This is a genomic window from Micromonospora sp. DH14, from assembly GCF_029809455.1.
Taxonomy (GTDB): Bacteria; Actinomycetota; Actinomycetes; order Mycobacteriales; family Micromonosporaceae; genus Micromonospora; species Micromonospora parva.
The window spans coordinates 40,549-61,296 of record NZ_JARVKT010000023.1 but is presented as its reverse complement, the minus strand read 5'-3'; the positions used below and the strand labels follow the sequence as shown (position 1 = coordinate 61,296).

Sequence of the window (20,748 nt, the reverse complement as noted above, 5' to 3'; positions counted from 1 at the left end):
GGGGTGATGGCGCGGGAGTTAGCGTGATCGACATGGCGGGGCGATACGGCGAGGACGTGTTGGCGGGGGACTGGCGGCGGCGGAAGGTCACCCCCGAGGTGGACGCCGAACCGGACCTGGTGGTGGAGGACGCCGACTCCGGGTTCTGCGGAGCGGTGGTGGGCTTCGAGGCCGGTGCCGTGGTGCTGGAGGACCGGCGCGGCAAGCGGCGCAACTTCCCGCTGCTACCGGCGGCGTTCCTGCTCGACGGCCGCCCGATCACGCTGCGCAGCCCCACCCGCGCGCCGGTGCCGGCCGCCCGGCGGCGGACCGCGTCCGGCTCGGTGGCGATGGACAACGTCCGCGCCCAGGTGGCCAAGGCCAGCCGGATCTGGGTGGAGGGCATCCACGACGCCGCCCTGGTCGAGCGGATCTGGGGTGACGACCTGCGCATCGAGGGCGTCGTCGTGGAGCCGTTGGACGGCATCGACGCCCTCGACGCCGACGTCCGCGACTTCGGCCCCGGCCCGACCCGACGGCTCGGCGTCCTCGTCGACCACCTGGTGCCGGGCAGCAAGGAGAGCCGGATCGTGGCCCGGGTCGACTCGCCGTACGTGCTGGTGACCGGGCACCCCTATGTGGACGTGTGGCAGGCGGTCAAGCCGACGGCGTTGGGCATCGCGGCGTGGCCGGTGGTGCCGCCGGGGCGGCCGTGGAAGGAGGGGGTCTGCGCGGCCCTCGGGGTGGCCGAGCCGGCCGACATGTGGCGGCACATCCTGTCCCGGGTGAACAGCTTCGCCGACGTGGAAACGCCCCTGATCAACGCCATGGAACGCCTCATCGACTTCGTCACCGAAGCCCCCTGACCGCCCGGCCCCGCCGGCGGCCGGCTCAGGGGGCTTCGTCCGGGCTGCGGGTGAAGACGAAGGTGGCGATGTCGACAGCCGTCGCCCGCCCGTCGTCGTCGCGCAGCACCGACAGGATCTCGCCGTTCTCCGGACCGGAGCGTCCCCGCCAGCGGTCCGGCCCCTCGGCGGTGAACCGGCTGACCCGCTCACCACGGACATGGGCCACCAGGTCACCCGCGTCCCAGCGCAGGTCCAGCGGAAGGCCCATCCACCACCAGCGGCCGGTCAGCTCGGCCAGGTCGGCACCGGGCGCGGCGGCGGCCGGTCGCCACGGCTGCGGGAGCGCCGGCTCGGCGTCCAGCACGCTGGTCAGCACCCGGCGGCCGAGCCCGGTGATCGGGAAGCCGTACGAGTTGGCGAAGCCGACAACGGCGGTACGGGTGGGCCGGTGCACCACGAGGGTGGCCACGTACCCGGGCATCGAGCCGCCGTGTCCGACGTACACCCGCTCGCCGTCGCGGTAGAGCTCCAGCCCCAGCCCGTGCCCACCGGTCCAGGAGTCGAGATCGCTGATCACCACGGGCGCGCACATCTCGGTGAGCGTCCCGGCGGTCAGCACCGACGGGTCGGGGTCGGCCAGGAATGCGGCCCAGCGGCCCAGGTCCTCGATCGTCGACCAGAGCTGCCCGGCGGGGGCCATCGCGCCGGTGTCGGTACGGGGTTCCTCGCGCAGCGTGCCGTGCCAGGGGTGGACGACGTAGCCGCGGGCGTACGGCTCGGTGGCCGCGTAGGTGGTGCGGCGCATTCCCAGCGGGCCGAACACCCGTTCGTCGAGCAGGTCGGCCCACCGCGTTCCGGTGAGCCGTTCGAGCAGGCCGCCGAGGAGCCCGTACGCCAGGTTGGAGTAGTGGTAGGCGGTGTGCGGCGGATAGGCGATCTTGTCGGCGGTGAGCCCGTCGAGCAGCCCGGCCAGGTCGGTGCCCGCGCTCCGCTCCCACCAGTCGCCCTCGGGTTCGCGTTGCATGCCGCTGGCGTGCCCGAGCAGCTGACGCACTGTGAGCGCGCCCGCCGCGGTGCCCGGCAGGTGCCGTTCCAGCGGGTCGTCGAGGGACAGTTGGCCGGCATCACGCAACTGCATGATCAAGGTGGCGGTCATCGTCTTGCTGATCGAGCCCACCCGGTACTGCAGATCGGCGTCCGGGCGGGGGTGCTCGCCGGCGGTGGCCGCGTGGACCAGCGCGCCGTCGCGGACCACGCCCAGCACCAGTGACGGGGTACGACCGTCGATCTGCGCCTGGGCCACCTGGGTGTCGATCTGTCGGGCGGTCGCGGGCAGCAGAGTCACGGGGATCTCCTCGTTCGGCCGGTGAATTCGGTGGGCGGCGATCGTTTCGCCGAGCCTACTGATGATCACGGGTGGGCTGCTCGTGCATTAACGTGTCACCCTTGCGGTGTGGACGCCGTGGTGTGGATCGTTTTGGGTGTGGTGCTGGCGGTCGCCGAGATTTTCACGACGACGCTATTCCTGATCATGTTCGGGGTCGGTGCGTTCGCCGCCGCCGGTGCGGCCGCCCTGGGGGCGCCGGTCGCCGTGCAGGCACTGGTCTTCGCGGTGGTGTCGGCATTGAGCCTGCTGGTGGTCCGACCGGTCATCCGGCGGCACAGCCGCTCCGCGCTGGAGAGCGGCGAGCAGCCGTTCGGCGTGGAGGCGATCGAGGGCTCCACGGCGCTGGTGCTGGAACGGGTGGACGCCGAGCACGGCCTGGTCAAGATCGACGGGGAACTGTGGACGGCTCGACCGTACGACACGACGCAGACTTTCGAGCCCGGTCAACGGGTTCGGGTGATAAAGGTCCGGGGCGCGACGGCCCTGGTGTGGCAGGACGATGTTTCTTCCGCCGGCGAGCTGCCGGAAGCGAGAGGGTGAACGGATGACGGTCATCGGTGTGCTGATCATCGCGGTGGCGTTGATCGCCGTGATTACGCTGGCCAAGGCGGTGCGGATCGTGCCGCAGCAGCGCCAGGATGTGGTGGAACGGCTCGGCAAGTACAAGCGCACCCTCAGCCCCGGCCTCAATCTGCTGGTGCCGTTCATCGACGCGGTGCGTACCAAGGTCGACATGCGGGAGCAGGTGGTCAGCTTCCCGCCGCAGCCGGTGATCACCTCGGACAACCTGGTGGTCTCGATCGACACGGTTCTCTACTTCAAGGTGGTCGACTCGGTCCGGGCGACCTACGAGATCTCCAGCTTCCTCCAGGCCATCGAGCAGCTGACCGTCACCACGTTGCGTAACGTGATCGGCTCGCTCGATCTGGAGCGGGCGCTGACCAGCCGGGACGAGATCAACCGGCACCTCTCGGGTGTGCTGGACGAGACCACCGGCCGCTGGGGCATCAAGGTGACCCGGGTCGAGATCAAGGCGATCGAGCCGCCAGCCAGCATCCGCGACTCGATGGAGAAGCAGATGCGCGCCGAGCGGGACCGCCGCGCGGCGATCCTGACCGCCGAGGGGCACAAGCAGTCGCAGATCCTCACCGCCGAGGGTGAGAAGCAGTCGGCGGTGCTGCGGGCCGACGGTGACCGGCAGGCCCGGATCCTGCAGGCCGAGGGTCAGGCGAAGGCGATCCGGACGGTCTTCGACGCGATCCACCAGGCCAACCCGAGCCAGAAGGTGCTCGCCTACCAGTACCTGCAGGCCCTGCCGCAGATCGCCCAGGGCAGCGCCAACAAGGTCTGGATCGTGCCGGCTGAGCTGACCAAGGCGCTGGAGGGCATGGGTGGCGCGCTCGGTGGGCTGAGCCAGATGGTGGGGGACCTGCCCGCACCGGAGGCCGCCGACCACGCGAGCCAGGTGGAGCGCGAGGCCGCGGAGGCGGCGCAGGCCGCGGCGGCCGCCGCCCAGCAGATCCACGACGAGGTACGCGTCGCCGAGGCGCAGGCCACCGGCGGCAACAAGCCGCAGGGGCTGCCCGCCCCGGAGCCGGTGTCTCCGGCCAGCCTGACCGAGGACCCGGCCGACCAGCGCGAGCGCGGCTGAGGCAGGACGCCGGCCACCCGGCCGGCTAAATGCGAGAAAGACTCATGGGGCGCTCCGACGCCTGCCACCATCGGTCCTAGGACGGGTGGTGACCAGGCAATCGGGGCGCCCCGGCGCGTCGGTGCACCGCTCGACGACGAGCGAGGTGACGCATGAAGGATCCGGCGAATCGGATGTGGTCCTCGGCCCCGGTGCCCGGCGCGCACGACCCGGTCGCCCCGCTGGGCTCCCGGCGCAGCGGCGGCGGGTTCGGCGTACTGCCCTTCGTCGGCGAACCGACCCCGGGCGCCCCCGCCACGAACGCCAGTTGGGCCTGGTCGGTGCGTCGGTTCGCCCGGGCGGCCGTCTGGCTGCTGCCCGCGTACGCCATCCTCTACGGCGCGGTGGCGATGGCCAGCGACGGAGGGGTGGGCAACGACCCCTATCCGGCCGACGGCCAGGCGGTGTACCTCATCGGTTGGGTCGCCGCGGTCTGGCTCGGCCTGCTCGCGCTGCTGGCCCTCACCGGGCTGCTGGCCGCGACCCGCAGCCGGCGGGTGGCCGCCGCCGGGCTGCTGGTCAGCATCGCCGGCACCGTGCTCATGCTGCCGTTCGCCGGGTTCGAAGAGCAGACGCCGGTCTTCGGCACCACCGCGCGGTCGCTGGTCCTGCTCGGCGCGACGTTCTACAGCGCGGGCTGGTTCCTCACCGGGTGGGCGGTGGCCCGCTCGGGCACCTTCAGCCTCGGCGACGGCGTCATGCTGATCATCGCCGCGCCGCTGCTCGGCCTCGGCGGGGCGCTGATCGGGTCACTGCAGACCTTCGGCGCGATCTTCGTGCTGATCGCCGGCATCGGCATCGGCTACCGCTCCGGCCGCCTGATGCCCCGCGAAACAGCCAGAGACGCCGCCTCCGCCAGCCTCAGTACCCCCAACCCCTGAACGCCCCCAGGCGTCCGCCCGACCCTCCCGCCCCGTTGATCATGAAGTTATTGCGCTCGGCATCGGCGTGTCGTGGCAATAACTTCATGATCAACGCGGGGTGGGGGGTGGGGGTTGGCTGGTGGGGGGCCGTGAAGTTGCTGACAATCGGGCTCTGGGGGTGGTCGGTTGGCGCTTTTTGTGGCAATCCTGGGTTGCATGGCCGCCCCCCGCTCGCCGCTGTCGCGGCTGTTCACCGTGCTGCTCGCCGGCGTGTTGGCCGGGCTCGTCCTGGCCGTCGCCGCACTGCCGGGCAACCTGCTGCTCGGGCTCACCGCCCGCTCCGCGCTCGGGTCGTACGCCGCGTTGCCGGCCTCGCTGAAGACCCCGGCCACGCCGCAGCGTTCGTACCTGTACGCCAACGACGGCAAGACGCTGATCACCACGTTCTACGACGTGAACCGCACCGACGTCCCGTTGTCCGAGATCGCCCCGGTGATGCGGCAGGCGATCGTGGCGGCCGAGGACCGGCGCTTCTACGACCACGGTGGCGCGGACCTGCGTGGCCTCGCCCGGGCACTGGTGGCCAACGTCAAGGGCGGCGGCACCGAACAGGGCGGCTCGACGCTGACCATGCAGTACGTCCGTAACGTGCTGAAGACCGACCCCACCCGCACCGCCGAGGAGCGCGCCGCCGCGACCGACCCCACCGTCGGTCGCAAGATCCAGGAGATCCGGTACGCGAGCGCGCTGGACAAGAGCCTCGGCAAGGACGAGATCCTCGACCGCTACCTGAACATCGCCTACTTCGGCTCCGGCGCGTACGGGATCGCCGCGGCCAGCCAGCGGTACTTCGGCAAGCCTCCGGCGCAGTTGACCCTCGCCGAGTCGGCCCTGCTGGCCGGTCTGGTGCAGTCCCCGGACGCGTACAGCCCGATCGACGGCGACAAGGACCAGGCGCTGGCCCGTCGGTCGTACGTGCTGGACTCGATGGTCGCCACCAACGCGATCACCGCCGCTCAGGCCGCCCAGGCCAAGGCGGAGCCGCTGACCCTGCACCCCACCGCCCAGCCCAACGGTTGCACCGCCGTCTCCCAGGGCCACGACGACTGGGGCTTCTTCTGCGACTACCTGCGCCAGTGGTGGCTGACCCAGCCGGCCTTCGGGGCCACCGTCGCGGAGCGGGAGCAGGCGCTGCGCTCGGGCGGGTACACCGTGGTCACCTCGCTGGACCCGAAGATCCAGGCCACCGCGCAGCAGCAGGCCACCACGGTCTACTCGTACGACAACAAGCGCGCCCTGCCGATCGCGGCGGTCCAGCCGGGCACCGGGCGGGTGTTGGCGATGGCGGTCAACCGGCACTACAGCCTGGCCGACAACCCGGGCGGGCAGGCGAACTACCCGAACACCGTCAACCCGTTGATCTCCGGTGGCGCCAGCGTCGACGGGTACCAGGCGGGTTCCACGTTCAAGCTGTTCACCATGCTCGCCGCGCTGGAGTCGGGCCGTACCCTCTCCACCGGTTTCGACGCGCCCGCCAAGCTGCCCACCCGGTACGCCGCCGAAGGGCCGGGCAGTTGTGACGGCCGCTGGTGCCCGGCGAATGCCAACCCGGACTGGATGGACGGGTACCGGATGATGTGGGACGGCTTCGGCCGCTCGGTGAACACCTACTTCGTCTGGCTGGCCGAACAGGTCGGCCAGGACAAGGTGGTCGAGATGGCGCAGCGGCTCGGCATCACCTTCCGCGCCGACTCGGACGCCGCCTTCGCCAAGGACAACGCCAGGAACTGGGGTTCGTTCACCCTCGGCGTGGCCGCCACCACCCCCCTCGACCTGGCCAACGCGTACGCGACGGTGGCCGCCGAGGGCACCTACTGCACGCCGCTGCCGGTGGTTTCGGTGACCGGCGCGGACGGTGCGAAGGTGCCGGTCGGGCAGCCCTCCTGCAAGCGCGTCCTCGACGCCGACGTCGCCCGAGCCGCGACCGACGCGGCGCGCTGCCCGGTGGGTCAGCAGTCCGCGTTCGGGCAGTGCAACGGCGGCACCGCCACCGGCGTGAACGACATCCTCGACGGTCGGCCGGTGGCCGGTAAGACGGGTAGCTCGGAGCAGAACTCCACCGAGACGTTCGTCGGCTTCACCCCGCAGGTCGCGGTGGCCGGTATCGCCGCCAACCCGGACGACCCGGCCGACTCGGTGGGGTCGGCGGTGCAGACCAAGGTGATCGACGCGGTCGCCCGGGTCATCGCCACCGCCGTGAAGGGCCAGCCGGAGAAGGCGTTCGCCGCGCCGAGCAAGGAACTGGCCGGCGACCCCCGCCGCCCGGTGGAGCGCCCAGCGGTCCCGCAAGGGCCTCAAAACCAGAACGACGACCGCCTGTCGCCGCTGGAACGCTGGCTCAACCGCCGAGGCTGACCCACCCTGCCCCTGCCCCTGCCCGTCGATCATGGACTTGTGGTGCCCGTTATGCGGCTGCTCGCGGCTTCCATCCGCCACCACAACTCCATGATCCACGGAGCGGAGCGGAGCGGAGCGGAGCGGGGTGGGGGTTAGGGTTCGCGGCGGCGGGGGCGGTAGCTGGTCAGGGTGGCGGGGAGGCCGCGGCGGATGATGCCGGCCCAGTCGGTGTCGCCGCGCAGCACCGCCGCAGCGGTGTTGCGGGCCTGCTCGGCGGTGAAGTGCGGGGGCAGCATCAGCTCGGCCGGGTCGACCAGGGCGTTGATCACCACTGGTCGGTCGGTGGTCAGCGCCCGGTCCCAGACGTCGCGCACCTGCTCCGGTGAGTCGATCAGTTCGCCGTGCAGCCCGAGCACCTCTGCCCACTGGTGGTAGGCGATGTCCGGCAACTGCTGACTGTCCGGGAACATCGGCGTCCCCTCGGTGGAGCGCTGTTCCCAGCTGACGAACGCCAGGTCCCGGTTGTTGAGTACCAGCACCACGAAGCGCGGGTCGGCCCAGCTGCGCCAGTACTTCGCCACGGTGACCAGCTCGTTGACACCGTTCATCTGCATGGCGCCGTCGCCGATCAGCGCGACCAGCGGCCGGTCCGGGTGGGCGAACTTGGCGCTCAGCGCGTACGGCATGGCGCCGCCCATGGACAGCAGCGTGCCGGACAGGCTGGCCAGCATGCTGGGGCGTACCTGGATGTGCCGGGCGTACCAGGCGGTGGTGGTGCCGCAGTCGACGGCGAGCAGCACGTCGTCGGGCAGCCGTTCGTTCAGGGTGTGGAAGAGCAACTGCGGGTTGACCGGTTCGGCCCGCTGCTCGGCCAGGTCGCGCTGCACCCGGCGCCATGCCGAGGTGGCCTCGGCGACCTCCGCCCGCCAGGCGGTCGGCCCGGGGCCGGGGCCCAGCTCGGCCAACAACGCCCGCAGCGTGGGGCGGGCGTCGCCGGTCAGGTTCACCTCGGTCGGGTACCGCAGCCCGAGCTGCGTGCCGTCCAGGTCGATCTGCACCGCGCGGGCCTGTCCGGGTGGCGGGTAGAACTCCGAGTACGGCATGTTGCTGCCCACGATGAGCAGCCGGTCGCAGCCGTTCATCAGCTGCCAGCTGGGTCGGGTGCCGAGCAGCCCGATCGCGCCGGTCACCCACGGCTCGCGGTGGTCGACGGCGGTGAAGCCGAGCAGCGCGGTGGCCACGCCGGCCCCGAGCCGGTCAGCGATCTCGCGGACCTCGTCGCGCGCGCCGAGGGCACCCTGGCCGACCAGCATGGCCACCCGCTGCCCGCCGCGCAGCACCTCGGCCGCCCGGCGTACGTCCGCCTCGGGTGGCACCGTCGGCGTGCTGCTCGGCGCGTTGCTGGTCTGGTAGTAGCCGTGCGCGTGCGGCGGGTTCGGCACGGCGGGCTCGTCCTGGATGTCCAGGGGCAGGACCAGGGCGGTGACGGTACGCCGGGCCAGTGCCGTCCGGCACGCCCGGTCGACCAGGTGGCGTACCTGCGCCGGGTTGTCGAGCTGGGCCAGGAACGCGGCGGCCACGTCCTTGTAGAGGGCGAGCAGGTCCACCTCCTGGTAGTAGCCGCCGCCCTCGGCGGTGGTGGCGGTGTGTCCGACCAGGGCGATCACCGGCTGGTGGTCGAGCTTCGCGTCGTACAGGCCGTTGAGCAGGTGGATCGCGCCCGGTCCGCTGGTCACCAGCGCGCAGCCCAGCGGGCCCCCGCCGTACTTCACGTGCGCGGAGGCGGCGAAGCCGGCGGTCTCCTCGTGGCGGACCTGGATGAACTGGGCCCGCCCGTTGGTGCGTTGCAGCGCGGAGGTCATGCCGTTGATGCCGTCGCCGGGATAGCCGAAGTAGCGGCGTACGCCCCAGCTGAACAGGCGCGACACGATGTGGTCCGCGACGGTCGGGCGCCGGGGCAGGGCGCCCACTTCGCCCGGTGCCGTGTGGTCTGCGCTCACCTGGCTGGTCCTTCCCGTCGAGTCCGATGCTCCGCCGGTCATTCCCCTTCTTCTTCGGACAAAACACCCCGCCGTGCGGGCACCGGAGCGCGCTGCCCCGCGTCCGGCAGAATCGTCCGGTGCCCGTACACCAGATCACCGACCCTGACGACGACCGGATCGCCGACTACCGGGCGCTCACCGACGTCGAGCTGCGCACCCGCTGGGAGCCACCGCACGGCCTGTTCATCGCCGAGGGGGAGTTGGTGCTGCGCCGGGCGCTGCGCGCGGGCTACCCGGCCCGGTCGTACCTGGTCGACGCCAAGCGGATCGACCAGCTCGCCGACCTGGACGCCGGCGACGCACCGGTCTACGCCGCCACCCAGGACGTGCTGGAGCGGGCCACCGGCTTCCACGTACACCGGGGGGTGCTGGCGTCGTTCCACCGCCGGCCGTTGCCGACGGCGGCCGAGGTGCTCGCCACCGCGCGCCGGGTCGTCGTCCTGGAGGACGTGAACAACCACACCAACCTGGGCGCGATCTTCCGGGGGGCCGCCGCGCTCGGTGTCGACGCGGTGCTGCTCTCACCGACCTGCGCCGACCCGCTCTACCGGCGCAGCGTCCGGGTCAGCATGGGTGAGGTCTTCGCGATGCCGTACGCCAAGCTCGACAGCTGGCCCGGGGGCCTGGACCAGGTACGGGAGGCCGGCTTCACGGTGCTCGCCATGACGCCCGCGCCGGACGCCGTACCGATCCAACTGTTGACCCCGGCGCAGCGGGAGCGGGCGGCGTTGCTGCTCGGCGCGGAGGGCCCCGGCCTCACCGCGGCGGCCCAGGCCGCCAGCGACGTGCGGGTGGTCGTTCCGATGCGCCGTGGCGTCGACTCGTTGAACGTCGCCGCCGCGGCGGCGGTGGCGTTCTGGGAGCTAAGCCGCGACGACCCGCCCCTCGGCGGCGAGTAGACCCCTTCGGCTTGCATGGCCATGCGTTCTATTGCATAATTTTCCCCGTGTCCAAGGTTCTCACCTCCCTGCCCACGGGCGAGCGTGTCGGCATCGCCTTCTCCGGCGGCCTCGACACCTCCGTCGCGGTCGCGTGGATGCGCGACAAGGGCGCCATTCCCTGCGCCTACACCGCCGACATCGGCCAGTACGACGAGCCCGACATCGCGTCGGTGCCCGGTCGCGCGCTCAGCTACGGCGCCGAACTCGGCCGCCTGGTCGACTGCCGCGCCGCCCTGGTCGAGGAGGGCCTGGCCGCGCTGACCTGCGGCGCCTTCCACATCCGCACCGGCGGGCGGGCGTACTTCAACACCACCCCGCTGGGCCGGGCCGTGACCGGCACCCTGCTGGTGCGCGCGATGGTCGCCGACGACGTCCAGATCTGGGGCGACGGCTCGACCTTCAAGGGCAACGACATCGAGCGGTTCTACCGCTACGGCCTGCTGGCCAACCCGATGCTGCGCATCTACAAGCCGTGGCTCGACACCGCCTTCGTCACCGAGTTGGGTGGGCGTAAGGAGATGTCGGAGTGGCTGCTGGAGCGCGGCCTGCCCTACCGGGACAGCACCGAGAAGGCGTACTCGACCGACGCCAACATCTGGGGCGCCACGCACGAGGCGAAGACCCTGGAGCACCTCGACACCGGCATCGAGACCGTTAACCCGATCATGGGCGTCCGGTTCTGGGACCCGTCGGTGGAGATCCCGACCGAGGACGTCACCGTCGGCTTCGACCAGGGCCGCCCGGTCACCATCAACGGCAAGGAGTTCGGCAGCGCCGTCGACCTGGTGCTGGAGGCCAACGCCATCGGCGGCCGGCACGGCCTGGGCATGTCGGACCAGATCGAGAACCGGATCATCGAGGCCAAGAGCCGGGGCATCTACGAGGCGCCCGGCATGGCGCTGCTGCACTACGCGTACGAGCGGCTGGTCAACGCCATCCACAACGAGGACACCCTGGCGAACTACCACAACGAGGGCCGCCGCCTCGGTCGGCTGATGTACGAGGGCCGCTGGCTGGACCCGCAGGCCCTGATGCTGCGCGAGTCGCTGCAACGGTGGGTCGGCACGGCGGTCACCGGCGAGGTGACGCTGCGGCTGCGCCGGGGCGAGGACTACTCGATCCTGGACACCACCGGCCCGTCGTTCAGCTACCACCCGGACAAGCTGTCGATGGAGCGTACCGAGGACTCGGCGTTCGGCCCGTCGGACCGGATCGGCCAGCTCACCATGCGCAACCTGGACATCGCCGACTCGCGGTCGAAGCTGGAGCAGTACGCCTCCCTCGGCCTGGTCGGCGGCGGCAACCCGCAGCGCATGATCGGGGCCGCGCAGGCCGCCTCGACCGGCCTGATCGGTGCCATGCCCCAGGGCGGCGCGGAAGCCATCGCCTCCCGGGGCGTCGCCTCGCCGGAGGACGAGGCGCTCGACCGCGCCGCGATGGAGTTCGGCGTCGACTGAGCCCGGCGGGCCCGGTCCGCGACGGCAAGTCGAGTTCCGGCGTCACGGACGGTAGCGTGTCGGCCGTGTTCCCTACCGTCCGTGAGGTCCTCGCCCTGGACCCGGTCCGCCACGGCGCGCCACGCGTGGTCGCCGGGGACGACGGGCTGGACCGACCCGTCCGCTGGGTGCACGTGGCCGAGGTACCGGACATCGCCACCCTGCTCGGCGGCGGGGAACTGGTGCTCACCACCGGCATCGGCCTGCCCGCGGACGACGCCGGGTTGCGCGCGTTCATCGGCGACCTCGCCGACGTCGGCGTGTCCGGGCTCGTCGTCGAGCTGGGCCGCCGCTACCTCAGCGGGGTGCCCCGGGTGATGGCCGCTGCCGCCGACCGGCGCGGGCTGCCCCTGGTGGAGCTGCGCCGGGCCACCCCGTTCGTCCGGATCACCGAGGCGGTGCACGCGCTGATCGTCGACGCGCAGCTCACCGAGCTGCGCGCCACCGAGGAGATCCACCAACGGTTCAACGACCTCTCCGTCGAGGGCGCCGACACCGCCGAGGTGATCAGGCAGGCCGCCGAGCTGTCCGGTTGCCCGGTCGTGCTGGAGAACCTGTCCCGGCAGGTGCTCGGGTACGACCCGGCGGGCGAGAGCGCCGAACTGCTGCTCGACGGCTGGGAGCAGCACTCCCGGCGGATCCGTCCGGCCGGGCGGACCGCGTACGACCTGGACAGCGGCTGGCTGGTGACCACCGTCGGCGCCCGGGGGCAGGACTGGGGCCGGCTGCTGCTGCGTTGGCCGGCCAGCGGGGACGTGCCCAGCGCCCAGGCCGGCGAACCGACCGCCGGCCCACCGACGCGGCTCACCATCCTGATCGAGCGGGCCGCGTCCACCCTCGCGTTGGGCCGGCTGATCCGCCGCGACGCCGAGGGCCTGGAACGGCAGATCCACCGCACCCTGCTCACCGCGCTGCTCGACCACTCCCGCCCGGTGGACGAGGTGGGGCTGCGCGCCAAGGCGCTCGGTGTGGTGCTCGACCGGCGCCACCTGGTCGGCGTGATGGTCCGGCACCGCGCCGACGACGCCGCCGGGGAGGTCGGCCCCGAGGGTGCCCAGGCCCGGCTGCGGGATCTCGCCGAGGCCGTCGGGCAGGCGGTGCGGGAGGCGAAGCTGACCGCACTGACCAGCGCCGTCGACGACCACTCGGTGGGCGCGCTGCTGGCTCTGGCGGACCCGGCCGCCGAGGACCGCGCGCTGTCCGCCTTCGCCAGCGCGCTTCATCGGGTACGCCTCGACGCCGGCACCGGCCGCGTGTCCACCGCCGGTGTCGACCCGGCCCGGGGTGCCGGCCCGGCTGCCGTGATCGTCGCCGCCGGATCGGGTGTGGGTAGCCTGCGGGAGGCCCGAAGGTCGCTCGTCGAGGCGCGGCAGATCGCCGAGGCGGCCCGGCGTGACCGGCGTGACCTGCCGATCTTCCGCCTGCCGCACGTTGGTCTGGCGGGGCTGCTGCACCTGCTGCGCGACGAGCCCCGGTTGCAGACCTTCGTCGAGCGCGAACTCGGGACGCTGTTGGAGTACGACGCCCGGCACCCCCGGGAGCAGCTGCTCGACACCCTGCGCGCCTACCTGGAGCAGGGTCGTAACAAGTCCGCCGCGGCCGCCGCCGCCCACCTGTCCCGGCCGGCCTTCTACGAACGCCTGGCCCGCATCGCCCGGATCCTCGACGTGGACCTCGACTCGGTAGAGGCCGCCCTCTCCCTCCACGTAGCTCTCCTGGCACTGGAAGCGGTCCGAGCGCCCTGACGTGGCTCCGTGTGTTGCCGATTCGACGGCGGACGGCTCGGCGTCGGGGTGAACGTCTGGGCCGGGCACGCTTTGGAGCTGATGTCGTAAACGAATCATCCCCTGGCCTTACTCGGCCGGGCGCTCACGTCGGTTGGGCCCTGGGTCCGGCCCGTCTTGGTTGGGCCTTAGGTCCGGCCCGTCTTGGTTGGGCCCTGGGTCCGGCCCGTCTTGGTTCGGCCTTAGGTCCGGCCCGGTCATGGGCCGGCCCTGGTCCGCTCGACCATGGGCCGCCCTGACGTGCTGATCTTGGCGTGTCCCGGCCGCGGCTCGGCCTGCCTCGCTCGATTCGTTTACGACATCAGCTCCAAAGGGGCAGCGCCAGACACACTCCACCGGCCAGCCGCCGCGATCATGCGATCCACGGGGGGAGGGTTCGCAACACCGGAGCGCGGGCCTGAACGTCTAGCGCGTCACATAAGTTGGCTCAGGGCTTTTGCGTAGGTGGCGGGGATGTGGTTGGGGCCGCCGGGGGTGAAGACGTCGGACGTGGCCACCGCGGACCAGGCCGTCGCCGGCACGGCGTCCACCAGGGCCTGGATCACCGGGGCGTCGCGCCACTGGTCCTGCTCGGCGAGCAGGCCGAGGGCCACCACCGACTCCTCGACCTCGCCCACGCACTCGAACGGCTTGTGCCCGTCCACGCCCAGCAGCTCGCGGTAGCCGGGGATCTGCGACTCGTCGGCCAGCAGGTCGCCGCCGAAGATGTGGGTGACCCGTTCCCGTGGCATGAACGGCGCCATGGCCAGGAAGACGAACCGGCACTTCGGGCAGTCACGGCACCAGCGCTCACTCGCGTCGCGCAGCTTGAACGCCTGGTTGCAGCTGGTCACCACGTCGTCGTACCGGGTGAACTCGGCGAACAGCCGGGCGATGTGCAGCTCGGACAGCGACCGCAGCAGCGAGAAGTACGGTTCGGTCAGGCCCGCGTGCTCGGCCAGCGACGCCCGCAGCAGCCCCTCCGCCTCGACACCCTTGGACCACTGGTGGTTGATCTCATGGCCGTTCCAGACCAGGTTCGGGTCGGACGCCGAACGCTCGTTGGACATCACCACCGGGCCCAGCCCGTGCAGCACGGCGGTGGCCACCGCGATCAGCGAGTTGATGGCGGTGACCGGGATGTGCCCGTTCAGCGCGCCCGCCGCGTTCAGGTCGAACAGCACCGGGTCGATGCGCCGCCGGGCGGCCAGCGGGACCAGCCCGGACGCCTCGTTGACGGCGACGATCACATGGTTCGGGTTGACCGAGAACGGCACCGGGTCCAGTTCGGCGCGGCGCAGCGCCTCCAGGCTGACGATCGAGTCCTTGCCGCCGCCGACGGCCGAGAGCGGGCGACGGTCCGAGTCGTCGTACACCCGGGGCGACTCGGGGGTGCCGGCCGGCACCTCCGGGCGCAGCTGGAGCACGTGCGGCAGCTGGTTGCGGTACGCGTACTCGGCGAGGCCCTTGGTGTAGATGGCCGTGACGTAGTCGACGGTGGCCGCGCCCAGCGGCGCCGGCAGCACGAGCCGGGGGGGCGCGGCGGCCTTGTAGTAACTGACCCCTGCGACGAGGTGCAGCACCTCCAGCACCCGGTTGAGGGTCGCCACCGTCTCGTCGGACGGCGGCTCCGCCGGCAGTGGAAGCGTGATCGCCTCGGTGAACCGCTGCTCACCGGCCGGGCCGGTCAGGGCGTAGTCGAACAACACCTCGCCGGTGGCGAAGTCGATCGAGTAGGACGGGAAGGTGAAGGCGTCCATCCGCCGGAGCTGCTCGTTGGGCACACGCCATACTAGGCCCTGGTTCGTCCGGCCGTGTCCGGACCGGGCCCTGCCAGCCGCCGCCGTGACCCCGAGGAGATCCTCGTGCGCCTTTCTGACCTGCGCGGTCGTTCCGTCGCCGTCTGGGGCACCGGCCGGGAGGGCCGGGCCGCTGTGACCGCCATCGCCGCGCACGGTCCGGCCGAGCTGGTCGCCGTCGACGACAGCGCGAACTTCCTGTCGCTGCCCTGGGACGGCCCGCTGGCCGAGGCGGCGCCGCTGGTCACCGGTGAGGCGGGCTTCGAACGGCTGGCCGCCGCGGACGTGGTGGTCCGTTCCCCGGGCGTGCCGCAGACCCACCCGTGGCTGGTCGAGCTGCGCCGGCGCGGGATCATGGTGACCCAGGGCACCGCGCTGTGGATGGCCGACCACGCCGCGCGTACCGTCGGGGTCACCGGCAGCAAGGGCAAGAGCACCACCTCCAGCCTGATCAGTCATCTGCTCACCGCGATGGGCCGGCCCAACGTCTTCGGCGGCAACATCGGGGTGCCGACCCTGGACCTGCCGGAGGCGGAGCTGTACGTGCTGGAGCTGTCCAGCTACCAGTGCAGCGACCTCACCGACTCGCCCCGGGTGGCGGTGGTCACCGCGCTGTTCCCCGAGCACCTGGACGCGCACGGTGGGGAGCGGGAGTACTACCGGGACAAGCTGAACCTGCTGGCCCACGACCCGCAGACGATCGTGGTCAACGGTGCCGACCCCCGGCTGGCCGCAGAGCTGGGTGAGCTGCCGGCGATCCGGGCCGGTCGCCCCGACACCTTCCACGTCGCCACCGGCGCCGACGGCACGCAGTGGTTCCACGTCGGCGACCAGCCGCTCTTCCCGCGCGCCGTGCTGCCGCTGGTCGGCCGGCACAACGAGGGCAACCTCTGCGTCGCGCTCGCCGTGCTGGACGCGCTCGGCGTGGACGTGCTGGCCGGCAAGGACCACCTCGCCGTCGCCGTCGCCGAGTTCCAGGGGTTGGCCCACCGGCTCACCGAGATCACCGACCCGTCCGGGTTGACGTTCGTCGACGACACCCTGGCCACCAGCCCGTACGCGGCCATGCACGCCATCGACGCGTACGACGGGCGGCCGTTGACGGTGATCGTCGGGGGCAACGACCGGGGTCTGGACTACACGCCGCTGGCCGAGCACCTGGCCGAGCGGGAGCTGACCGTGATCGGGATCCCGGACAGCGGCGCCCGCATCGTCGAGGTGCTCGCCGGCCTTCCGAAGGTGCGTACCGAGCTGGTCGACGACCTGGTGGACGCGGTCCGGCTGTCCCGCGAGGTGACCCCGGCCGGCGGGGTGGTGCTGCTGTCGCCGGCAGCACCGAGCTACGGCCGGTTCCGCAACTTCGAGCACCGCTCCGAGGTCTTCGCCCAGGCCGTCGCCGACACCGTCCGCTGACTCAGCCCCGGTCGACCGGGCTGGGCTTACCGTCGGCACCACGGGCGACGGGCCGGTGCACGGGCGATCCGCCGTGCGCCGGCCCTCGACCAGGCCCGGGTCAGCCGGCGACCAGCGCCGCGTGCAGGGCCCGCATCGACCGGATCGCCGACCGGATCTCCTGGAGGTAACGCCCCGGGGTGAGCGTCTGCTCGGGCAGCACCGCCAGGTCGGCCAGGGTCGGGTCCACCCCGACCGTGTCGATGGCGCAGCCGTACGGCACGGCGAGGGTGCGCAGCGCGTCGCAGTGCTGGAACGGCACGTAGATCGGCGCGGTGACCATCAGCACCTCGTCGCCCGGGGCGAGCCGGACGTGGCCGGCCCAGAACCGTTGGGTGTCCGCGGTGTGCGCACGCCGCTGGTCCGGTTCGCTGGACGGCGCGGCCAGCACCCGGACCGGGGGCAGTCCGTCCGGCCGGTAGGTCCGCGACGACCAGGAGTGGTGCGGGTGGCCGGCGTCCACGCCCTCCTGCTCCGCCGGGGCGGCCACCCCGAACACCCGGCGGACGGCCGTGTCCAGCACGTCCACCTCGGTCTCGTCGGCCGGCAGGCCCGCGTCGGCGAGCGTGCGGCGTTCCCAGTCCGACAGCGGCCGGAAGCTGCCGAGGACGGCGACCTCGCCGCTCACCGGCAGGCCGGCGCGGAGCAGGTGCGCGGCGTACCCGACCCGGCGTACGCAGGCGTGCGCCAGGCCGCCGAGCACCACCAGGTGGGCGTACGCGCCACGGGTCGGCGGCACCGGATGGACCAGCCCGAGCGCGGCTGCCGCGTCGAGCACCAGCGCGGCGGTGGCCGGATCGAGGTCGGGTTCGCGCGCGTCGGGCCGTTCCCGGCCACCCCGGAAGTCCCAGTGTCGGGCGGAGAACTCGTCCAGGAACCGGAGCACCTCGGTGAGGTCGCCGTCGGGCCAGGCGCCGCCGAAGTGGGCGACCAGGCCACGGACCGGGGGTGAGCAGACCCAGGCCCGGATCTCCGCCGTGATCCGCTCGTCGTCCGTTCCGGTCGACGACGCCGCGTCCGCGCTCTGCACCTGCCGGATGCTACCGGTCCGCTGCGGCGGAACCCCGGCGGTTGTGGCAGCTGTCTACGCTGGCGGGAGCGGCTGATTGGGGGATGTCGATGGCCCGTGACATGGCCAGTGAGCGGATACGCGGGCAGGGCAGCTCCAGTGGCGGCTTCGTCCGTCTGGTGGCGCACACCGACCCGGTGGCGTTGGTCGGCATCACCCTGTCGATCACCCTGAGCATCACGCTCGACCTCAGCAACGCCGCATCGGGGGTGGAGTCGCTGCTGGCCGGCCTGATGGGCATCACCATCTCGCTCCTGGTGGACTCGTTGGCCCGCGCGGAGCGCCGGTTCCACCTGCGAACCCTGCTGGATGGCCCGCCCTGGCTCGTCCGCACCACCACGGAGCTCGCCGGGGCAATGCGGGACGCGGCCGAGCAGCACGCGGGCACCAGGGTCGCCGCGGAGGCGCAGAGGCGGTACGAGCAGTTCCGGTTGGAGGCCGAGCAACTCGCGGAGGGTCGCATCATCCGGCGCGGCGACGAGGACGAGGACCTGATCGGCGCGACCCGCACCTGCGTACAACGATTGGACGCCCTGACCAACGTGATGCCCCGGGCGAGCGGGGAGCTGAGCTGGTGGCGCAGCGAGATCGGCCGGCGCTACTGGGAGGTCAACCTCGAAGCCCTGCAGCGGGGCGTCCAGATTACCCGGGTGTTCATCTACGCCAGAATGAGCGACGAGCTGTCCGCCCTGGTGGAGAAGCAGCGTGCGGCGGGGGCCCGGGTGGGGTTGCTGCCCTACGGTGTGGTCAGTCCCCAGCTACACGTCAATCTGGCACTCTGGGACGGGTCGAGCTGCTGGGAGGCCCACATGACCGCACACGGCGAGATCGGCGAGAACCAGTTCTCGGTCAACCGGACGGACGTCAACCGGCTCACCCGCGTGTTCGACCTCTGCTCGAATGCCGCGACCTTCCAGGACTGACGGCCCCACCGGGGCGGAGACGGGTGAGCCATGACGTGGAGTGCGGTCCTGCTGGTGACGGCCGTGGTCTGGGCGGTCAGCGTGATCCGCTCCGTCCGGCTCCGAGCGCTGGTCTACAGTCTGCCGTTGCCGATGACGCTCGCCCTGCTCAGCACCGATTACCGGGTGGGCGGCGCGCAACTGCTCGGCGTGCTCGGGCTCAACCTCTTCTTCGTCACGGTGGCGGTCACCTACCACCGGCTGCGCTGGCCGATCCTGCTCGCCGACGCTGCGGGGATCGCCGTCTACGTGGCGCTCAGCGCCGGCCTGCTGGCCGTCGTCGTCCCGTTCGAGGCGGCGCTCGTCGGCACGCTCGTGCTCTGGTCGGGGGCCATGCTGCTGCTGCACCGCCGCGCTCGCCCGAGCGCCGCCCCCGCTGATGCCCCGGCGGCCCCCGCCGATGAGCGTGCCGCCGTCGCCGAGACCTCGGACGGAGGACGCCCGGACGGGCTGCCGGCTTTGCTCAAGCTGGTGGTGATCTTCGTCGGGGCGATTCTCACCGCGCTGCTCGGTGCCGTGCTGCGCGGCATGGTGGTGACCTTCCCGTACTCGGGGGTGCTGGTCGCCGTCGAGGCCCGCCACCAGTTGCGCGAATTCAGTCGTCACTTCGCCCGCAACAGTCTCGCGCTTGTCGGTTTCCTCACCGCATACCACTACCTCCAGGACGCCTCGTCGGCCGTGGCGCTGGGTGCCGGTTGGGCCGCCTTCGCGGTGGTTGCTGTGGCCCTGCACCTGCCGTTGCGCCCACGACCGGCAGCACCGGACCCTTCGACGGCGGGCCCGACCATCGCGTCGCCGCCGCACCAGCAGTTGCCGGACCGGCGACCGGCCACGCCGCCCGCCGACGAGGCGACTCCCGGTGAGTCGGCGCGCCGTCGCGACCCCGCCACGTTGACGGGCGGCGGCCCGGCGGTGGCGCGGAGGGCCGCGCAGGTACGCCCGCCGAGGCCACTCCGGCCGGCGACCGAACCCCCTTCCGTCCGATGAGGACACCCGGCGAGCGGTCCCGGAGGTGCTGGCCGGAACCCGGCGCGCTCGACCGACACGTCTTGGCCCGCACGTCATCGGCGGCGAGCGGCCCGAAACACGTCCTAGCGGCTGGTTCCGACCAGTTCGGCGATGCGGGTGAGGGGTTCGGCGTACGCGGGCCAGTCGAGGCCATCGACACTGAGCGTGGGGCGGCGGCGTACGCCGTCCACCGCGCCCGCGCCCACTACCGCGCTCAGCAGGTCGTACGACCAGGCCGGCTCCAGCAGCGTACGAAGCTCGGGCACCTCGGGGCGGAGCAGAGACAGCGCGCCGACCAGGGCGGCGGCAGCCCAGTTCGAGGTGCCACCGACGAGTAGGGCGTCCGCGCCCACCACGCACCGGATCCGCTCGCCCGCGGCGACCACCCGCCCGACCAGGTCCGCCGGCAGGCGGCCCATGCCCAGTTCGTTGCCGCCGTCGCCGATGCCGATCCGGAAGGCAGACCCGGAGGTGTAGAGCTGGTCAAGGGGTGCCGTGTGTGCGCCGATGTCCTCGCCGCGCATGTTCCGCGGCCGACCGTCCACCCCGGGCCCGACCCGTTCGCAGGCGATGAGGTGCGTCAGTTGGCCGTACTCGGGGATGCGGGCGGCGGCCCAGTCCTCGTACCCGCGCAGTGGCGCGACGTCCACCGGCAGGTTGGGCGCGGTGGCGGTGACGGCCGCCTCGAGCACGGGGGCGCAGGGCTCGTCGGTGACGAGCCGGCATCGGCCGCCGAGAAGGCGCAGCGCGACGGCGATCTGCACCGCGCCGAGCGGGCCGTCGGTCTCCGCGGCGGGTGGGTCGGCGCCGGGGATGAAGAACCCGGTGAAGACGGCGGCGTCGGGCGGCCCGGCGGTGGCGAGCGACCGGGCGGCGGCGAGCAGTCCACCGGCCGCCGGCGCGGCCAGTGCCTCGCTGCCCCGGCCCACCTCGCGCGCCGCGACGCGTTCCAGTTCGGCGATCGTCTCTTCGATGCGCACCGCGTGCCTCCCCGGTCACAGTGGACCGACCCAGGGTAGCGGTGTGCCACCACGCTGCGGATCGAGTGGAGC

16 protein-coding genes are annotated in these 20,748 nt (G+C 72.3%); 11 read left to right on the top strand and 5 right to left on the bottom strand.

Features of this window, described 5'->3' with window-relative positions; translation table 11 throughout:
• The first annotated feature begins 32 nt into the window (after positions 1-32).
• Positions 33-845 (top strand): DUF3097 domain-containing protein, encoded by an 813-nt coding sequence (locus tag QCZ28_RS24860; RefSeq protein ID WP_279518914.1) that lies wholly within the window; start codon positions 33-35, stop codon positions 843-845.
• A 25-nt stretch (positions 846-870) separates the two neighbouring features.
• On the opposite strand, the gene QCZ28_RS24855 is transcribed toward QCZ28_RS24860, so the two are convergent.
• Positions 871-2,172, bottom strand: a complete 1,302-nt coding sequence (locus QCZ28_RS24855; protein WP_279518913.1) for a serine hydrolase — start codon at positions 2,170-2,172, stop codon at positions 871-873.
• A 108-nt stretch (positions 2,173-2,280) separates the two neighbouring features.
• Between QCZ28_RS24855 and QCZ28_RS24850 the strand changes: the two genes are divergently transcribed.
• The 4 genes from QCZ28_RS24850 to QCZ28_RS24835 all read left to right on the top strand — a co-directional run bounded on the left by QCZ28_RS24850 (position 2,281) and on the right by QCZ28_RS24835 (position 7,182).
• Positions 2,281-2,754, top strand: a complete 474-nt coding sequence (locus tag QCZ28_RS24850; protein ID WP_279518912.1) for an NfeD family protein — start codon at positions 2,281-2,283, stop codon at positions 2,752-2,754.
• A gap of 4 nt (positions 2,755-2,758) precedes the next feature.
• The gene (locus tag QCZ28_RS24845; RefSeq protein WP_030337791.1) at positions 2,759-3,865 is read left to right on the top strand and encodes an SPFH domain-containing protein; all 1,107 of its coding nucleotides are present in this window, start codon (positions 2,759-2,761) and stop codon (positions 3,863-3,865) included.
• 152 nt (positions 3,866-4,017) lie between these two features.
• A complete protein-coding gene (locus QCZ28_RS24840) occupies positions 4,018-4,785 on the top strand; it encodes a hypothetical protein (protein WP_279518911.1) in 768 nt (255 codons plus the stop codon).
• A gap of 198 nt (positions 4,786-4,983) precedes the next feature.
• Complete coding sequence (locus QCZ28_RS24835; RefSeq protein WP_279518910.1) at positions 4,984-7,182, top strand: transglycosylase domain-containing protein; 2,199 nt, start codon at positions 4,984-4,986, stop codon at positions 7,180-7,182.
• A 134-nt stretch (positions 7,183-7,316) separates the two neighbouring features.
• On the opposite strand, the gene QCZ28_RS24830 is transcribed toward QCZ28_RS24835, so the two are convergent.
• Positions 7,317-9,164, bottom strand: coding sequence for a thiamine pyrophosphate-requiring protein (locus QCZ28_RS24830; RefSeq protein WP_279518909.1), 1,848 nt, complete (start codon positions 9,162-9,164; stop codon positions 7,317-7,319).
• 92 nt (positions 9,165-9,256) lie between these two features.
• Between QCZ28_RS24830 and QCZ28_RS24825 the strand changes: the two genes are divergently transcribed.
• The 3 genes from QCZ28_RS24825 to QCZ28_RS24815 all read left to right on the top strand — a co-directional run bounded on the left by QCZ28_RS24825 (position 9,257) and on the right by QCZ28_RS24815 (position 13,388).
• Positions 9,257-10,105, top strand: a complete 849-nt coding sequence (locus tag QCZ28_RS24825) for an RNA methyltransferase (protein ID WP_279518950.1) — start codon at positions 9,257-9,259, stop codon at positions 10,103-10,105.
• Positions 10,106-10,152: 47 nt separating this feature from the next.
• Positions 10,153-11,604, top strand: coding sequence for an argininosuccinate synthase (argG, locus tag QCZ28_RS24820; protein ID WP_030337757.1), 1,452 nt, complete (start codon positions 10,153-10,155; stop codon positions 11,602-11,604).
• A gap of 65 nt (positions 11,605-11,669) precedes the next feature.
• Positions 11,670-13,388, top strand: coding sequence for a PucR family transcriptional regulator (locus QCZ28_RS24815; RefSeq protein WP_279518908.1), 1,719 nt, complete (start codon positions 11,670-11,672; stop codon positions 13,386-13,388).
• 452 nt (positions 13,389-13,840) lie between these two features.
• On the opposite strand, the gene QCZ28_RS24810 is transcribed toward QCZ28_RS24815, so the two are convergent.
• Positions 13,841-15,190 carry a hypothetical protein gene (locus QCZ28_RS24810; protein ID WP_279518907.1) on the bottom strand — a complete coding sequence of 450 codons (1,350 nt, stop codon included), beginning with the start codon at positions 15,188-15,190 and terminating at the stop codon, positions 13,841-13,843.
• Between the two features lie 81 nt (positions 15,191-15,271).
• Here QCZ28_RS24810 and murD point away from each other — a divergent pair, with 81 nt between their 5' ends.
• Positions 15,272-16,618, top strand: coding sequence for a UDP-N-acetylmuramoyl-L-alanine--D-glutamate ligase (murD, locus tag QCZ28_RS24805; RefSeq protein ID WP_279518906.1), 1,347 nt, complete (start codon positions 15,272-15,274; stop codon positions 16,616-16,618).
• A gap of 100 nt (positions 16,619-16,718) precedes the next feature.
• On the opposite strand, the gene QCZ28_RS24800 is transcribed toward murD, so the two are convergent.
• A complete protein-coding gene (locus QCZ28_RS24800) occupies positions 16,719-17,687 on the bottom strand; it encodes a hypothetical protein (RefSeq protein WP_279518905.1) in 969 nt (322 codons plus the stop codon).
• Between the two features lie 89 nt (positions 17,688-17,776).
• On the opposite strand from QCZ28_RS24800, the gene QCZ28_RS24795 reads away from it, so the two are divergent.
• Together QCZ28_RS24795 and QCZ28_RS24790 are read left to right on the top strand one after the other, a co-directional pair.
• Complete coding sequence (locus QCZ28_RS24795; RefSeq protein WP_279518904.1) at positions 17,777-18,649, top strand: hypothetical protein; 873 nt, start codon at positions 17,777-17,779, stop codon at positions 18,647-18,649.
• Between the two features lie 30 nt (positions 18,650-18,679).
• Positions 18,680-19,675: a hypothetical protein gene (locus QCZ28_RS24790; RefSeq protein ID WP_279518903.1), complete on the top strand. Its 996-nt coding sequence runs from the start codon at positions 18,680-18,682 to the stop codon at positions 19,673-19,675.
• A 104-nt stretch (positions 19,676-19,779) separates the two neighbouring features.
• On the opposite strand, the gene QCZ28_RS24785 is transcribed toward QCZ28_RS24790, so the two are convergent.
• A complete protein-coding gene (locus QCZ28_RS24785) occupies positions 19,780-20,676 on the bottom strand; it encodes a glutamate cyclase domain-containing protein (protein ID WP_279518902.1) in 897 nt (298 codons plus the stop codon).
• Positions 20,677-20,748: the final 72 nt, after the last annotated feature.

Bases quoted from the DNA above. Each gene is read 5' to 3' on its own strand.
- QCZ28_RS24795 (WP_279518904.1), top strand. From the start codon at position 17,777: ATGGCCCGTGACATGGCCAGTGAGCGGATACGCGGGCAGGGCAGCTCC.
- QCZ28_RS24860 (WP_279518914.1), top strand. From the start codon at position 33: ATGGCGGGGCGATACGGCGAGGACGTGTTGGCGGGGGACTGGCGGCGG.
- QCZ28_RS24790 (WP_279518903.1), top strand. From the start codon at position 18,680: ATGACGTGGAGTGCGGTCCTGCTGGTGACGGCCGTGGTCTGGGCGGTC.
- QCZ28_RS24840 (WP_279518911.1), top strand. From the start codon at position 4,018: ATGAAGGATCCGGCGAATCGGATGTGGTCCTCGGCCCCGGTGCCCGGC.
- QCZ28_RS24835 (WP_279518910.1), top strand. From the start codon at position 4,984: ATGGCCGCCCCCCGCTCGCCGCTGTCGCGGCTGTTCACCGTGCTGCTC.
- QCZ28_RS24845 (WP_030337791.1), top strand. From the start codon at position 2,759: ATGACGGTCATCGGTGTGCTGATCATCGCGGTGGCGTTGATCGCCGTG.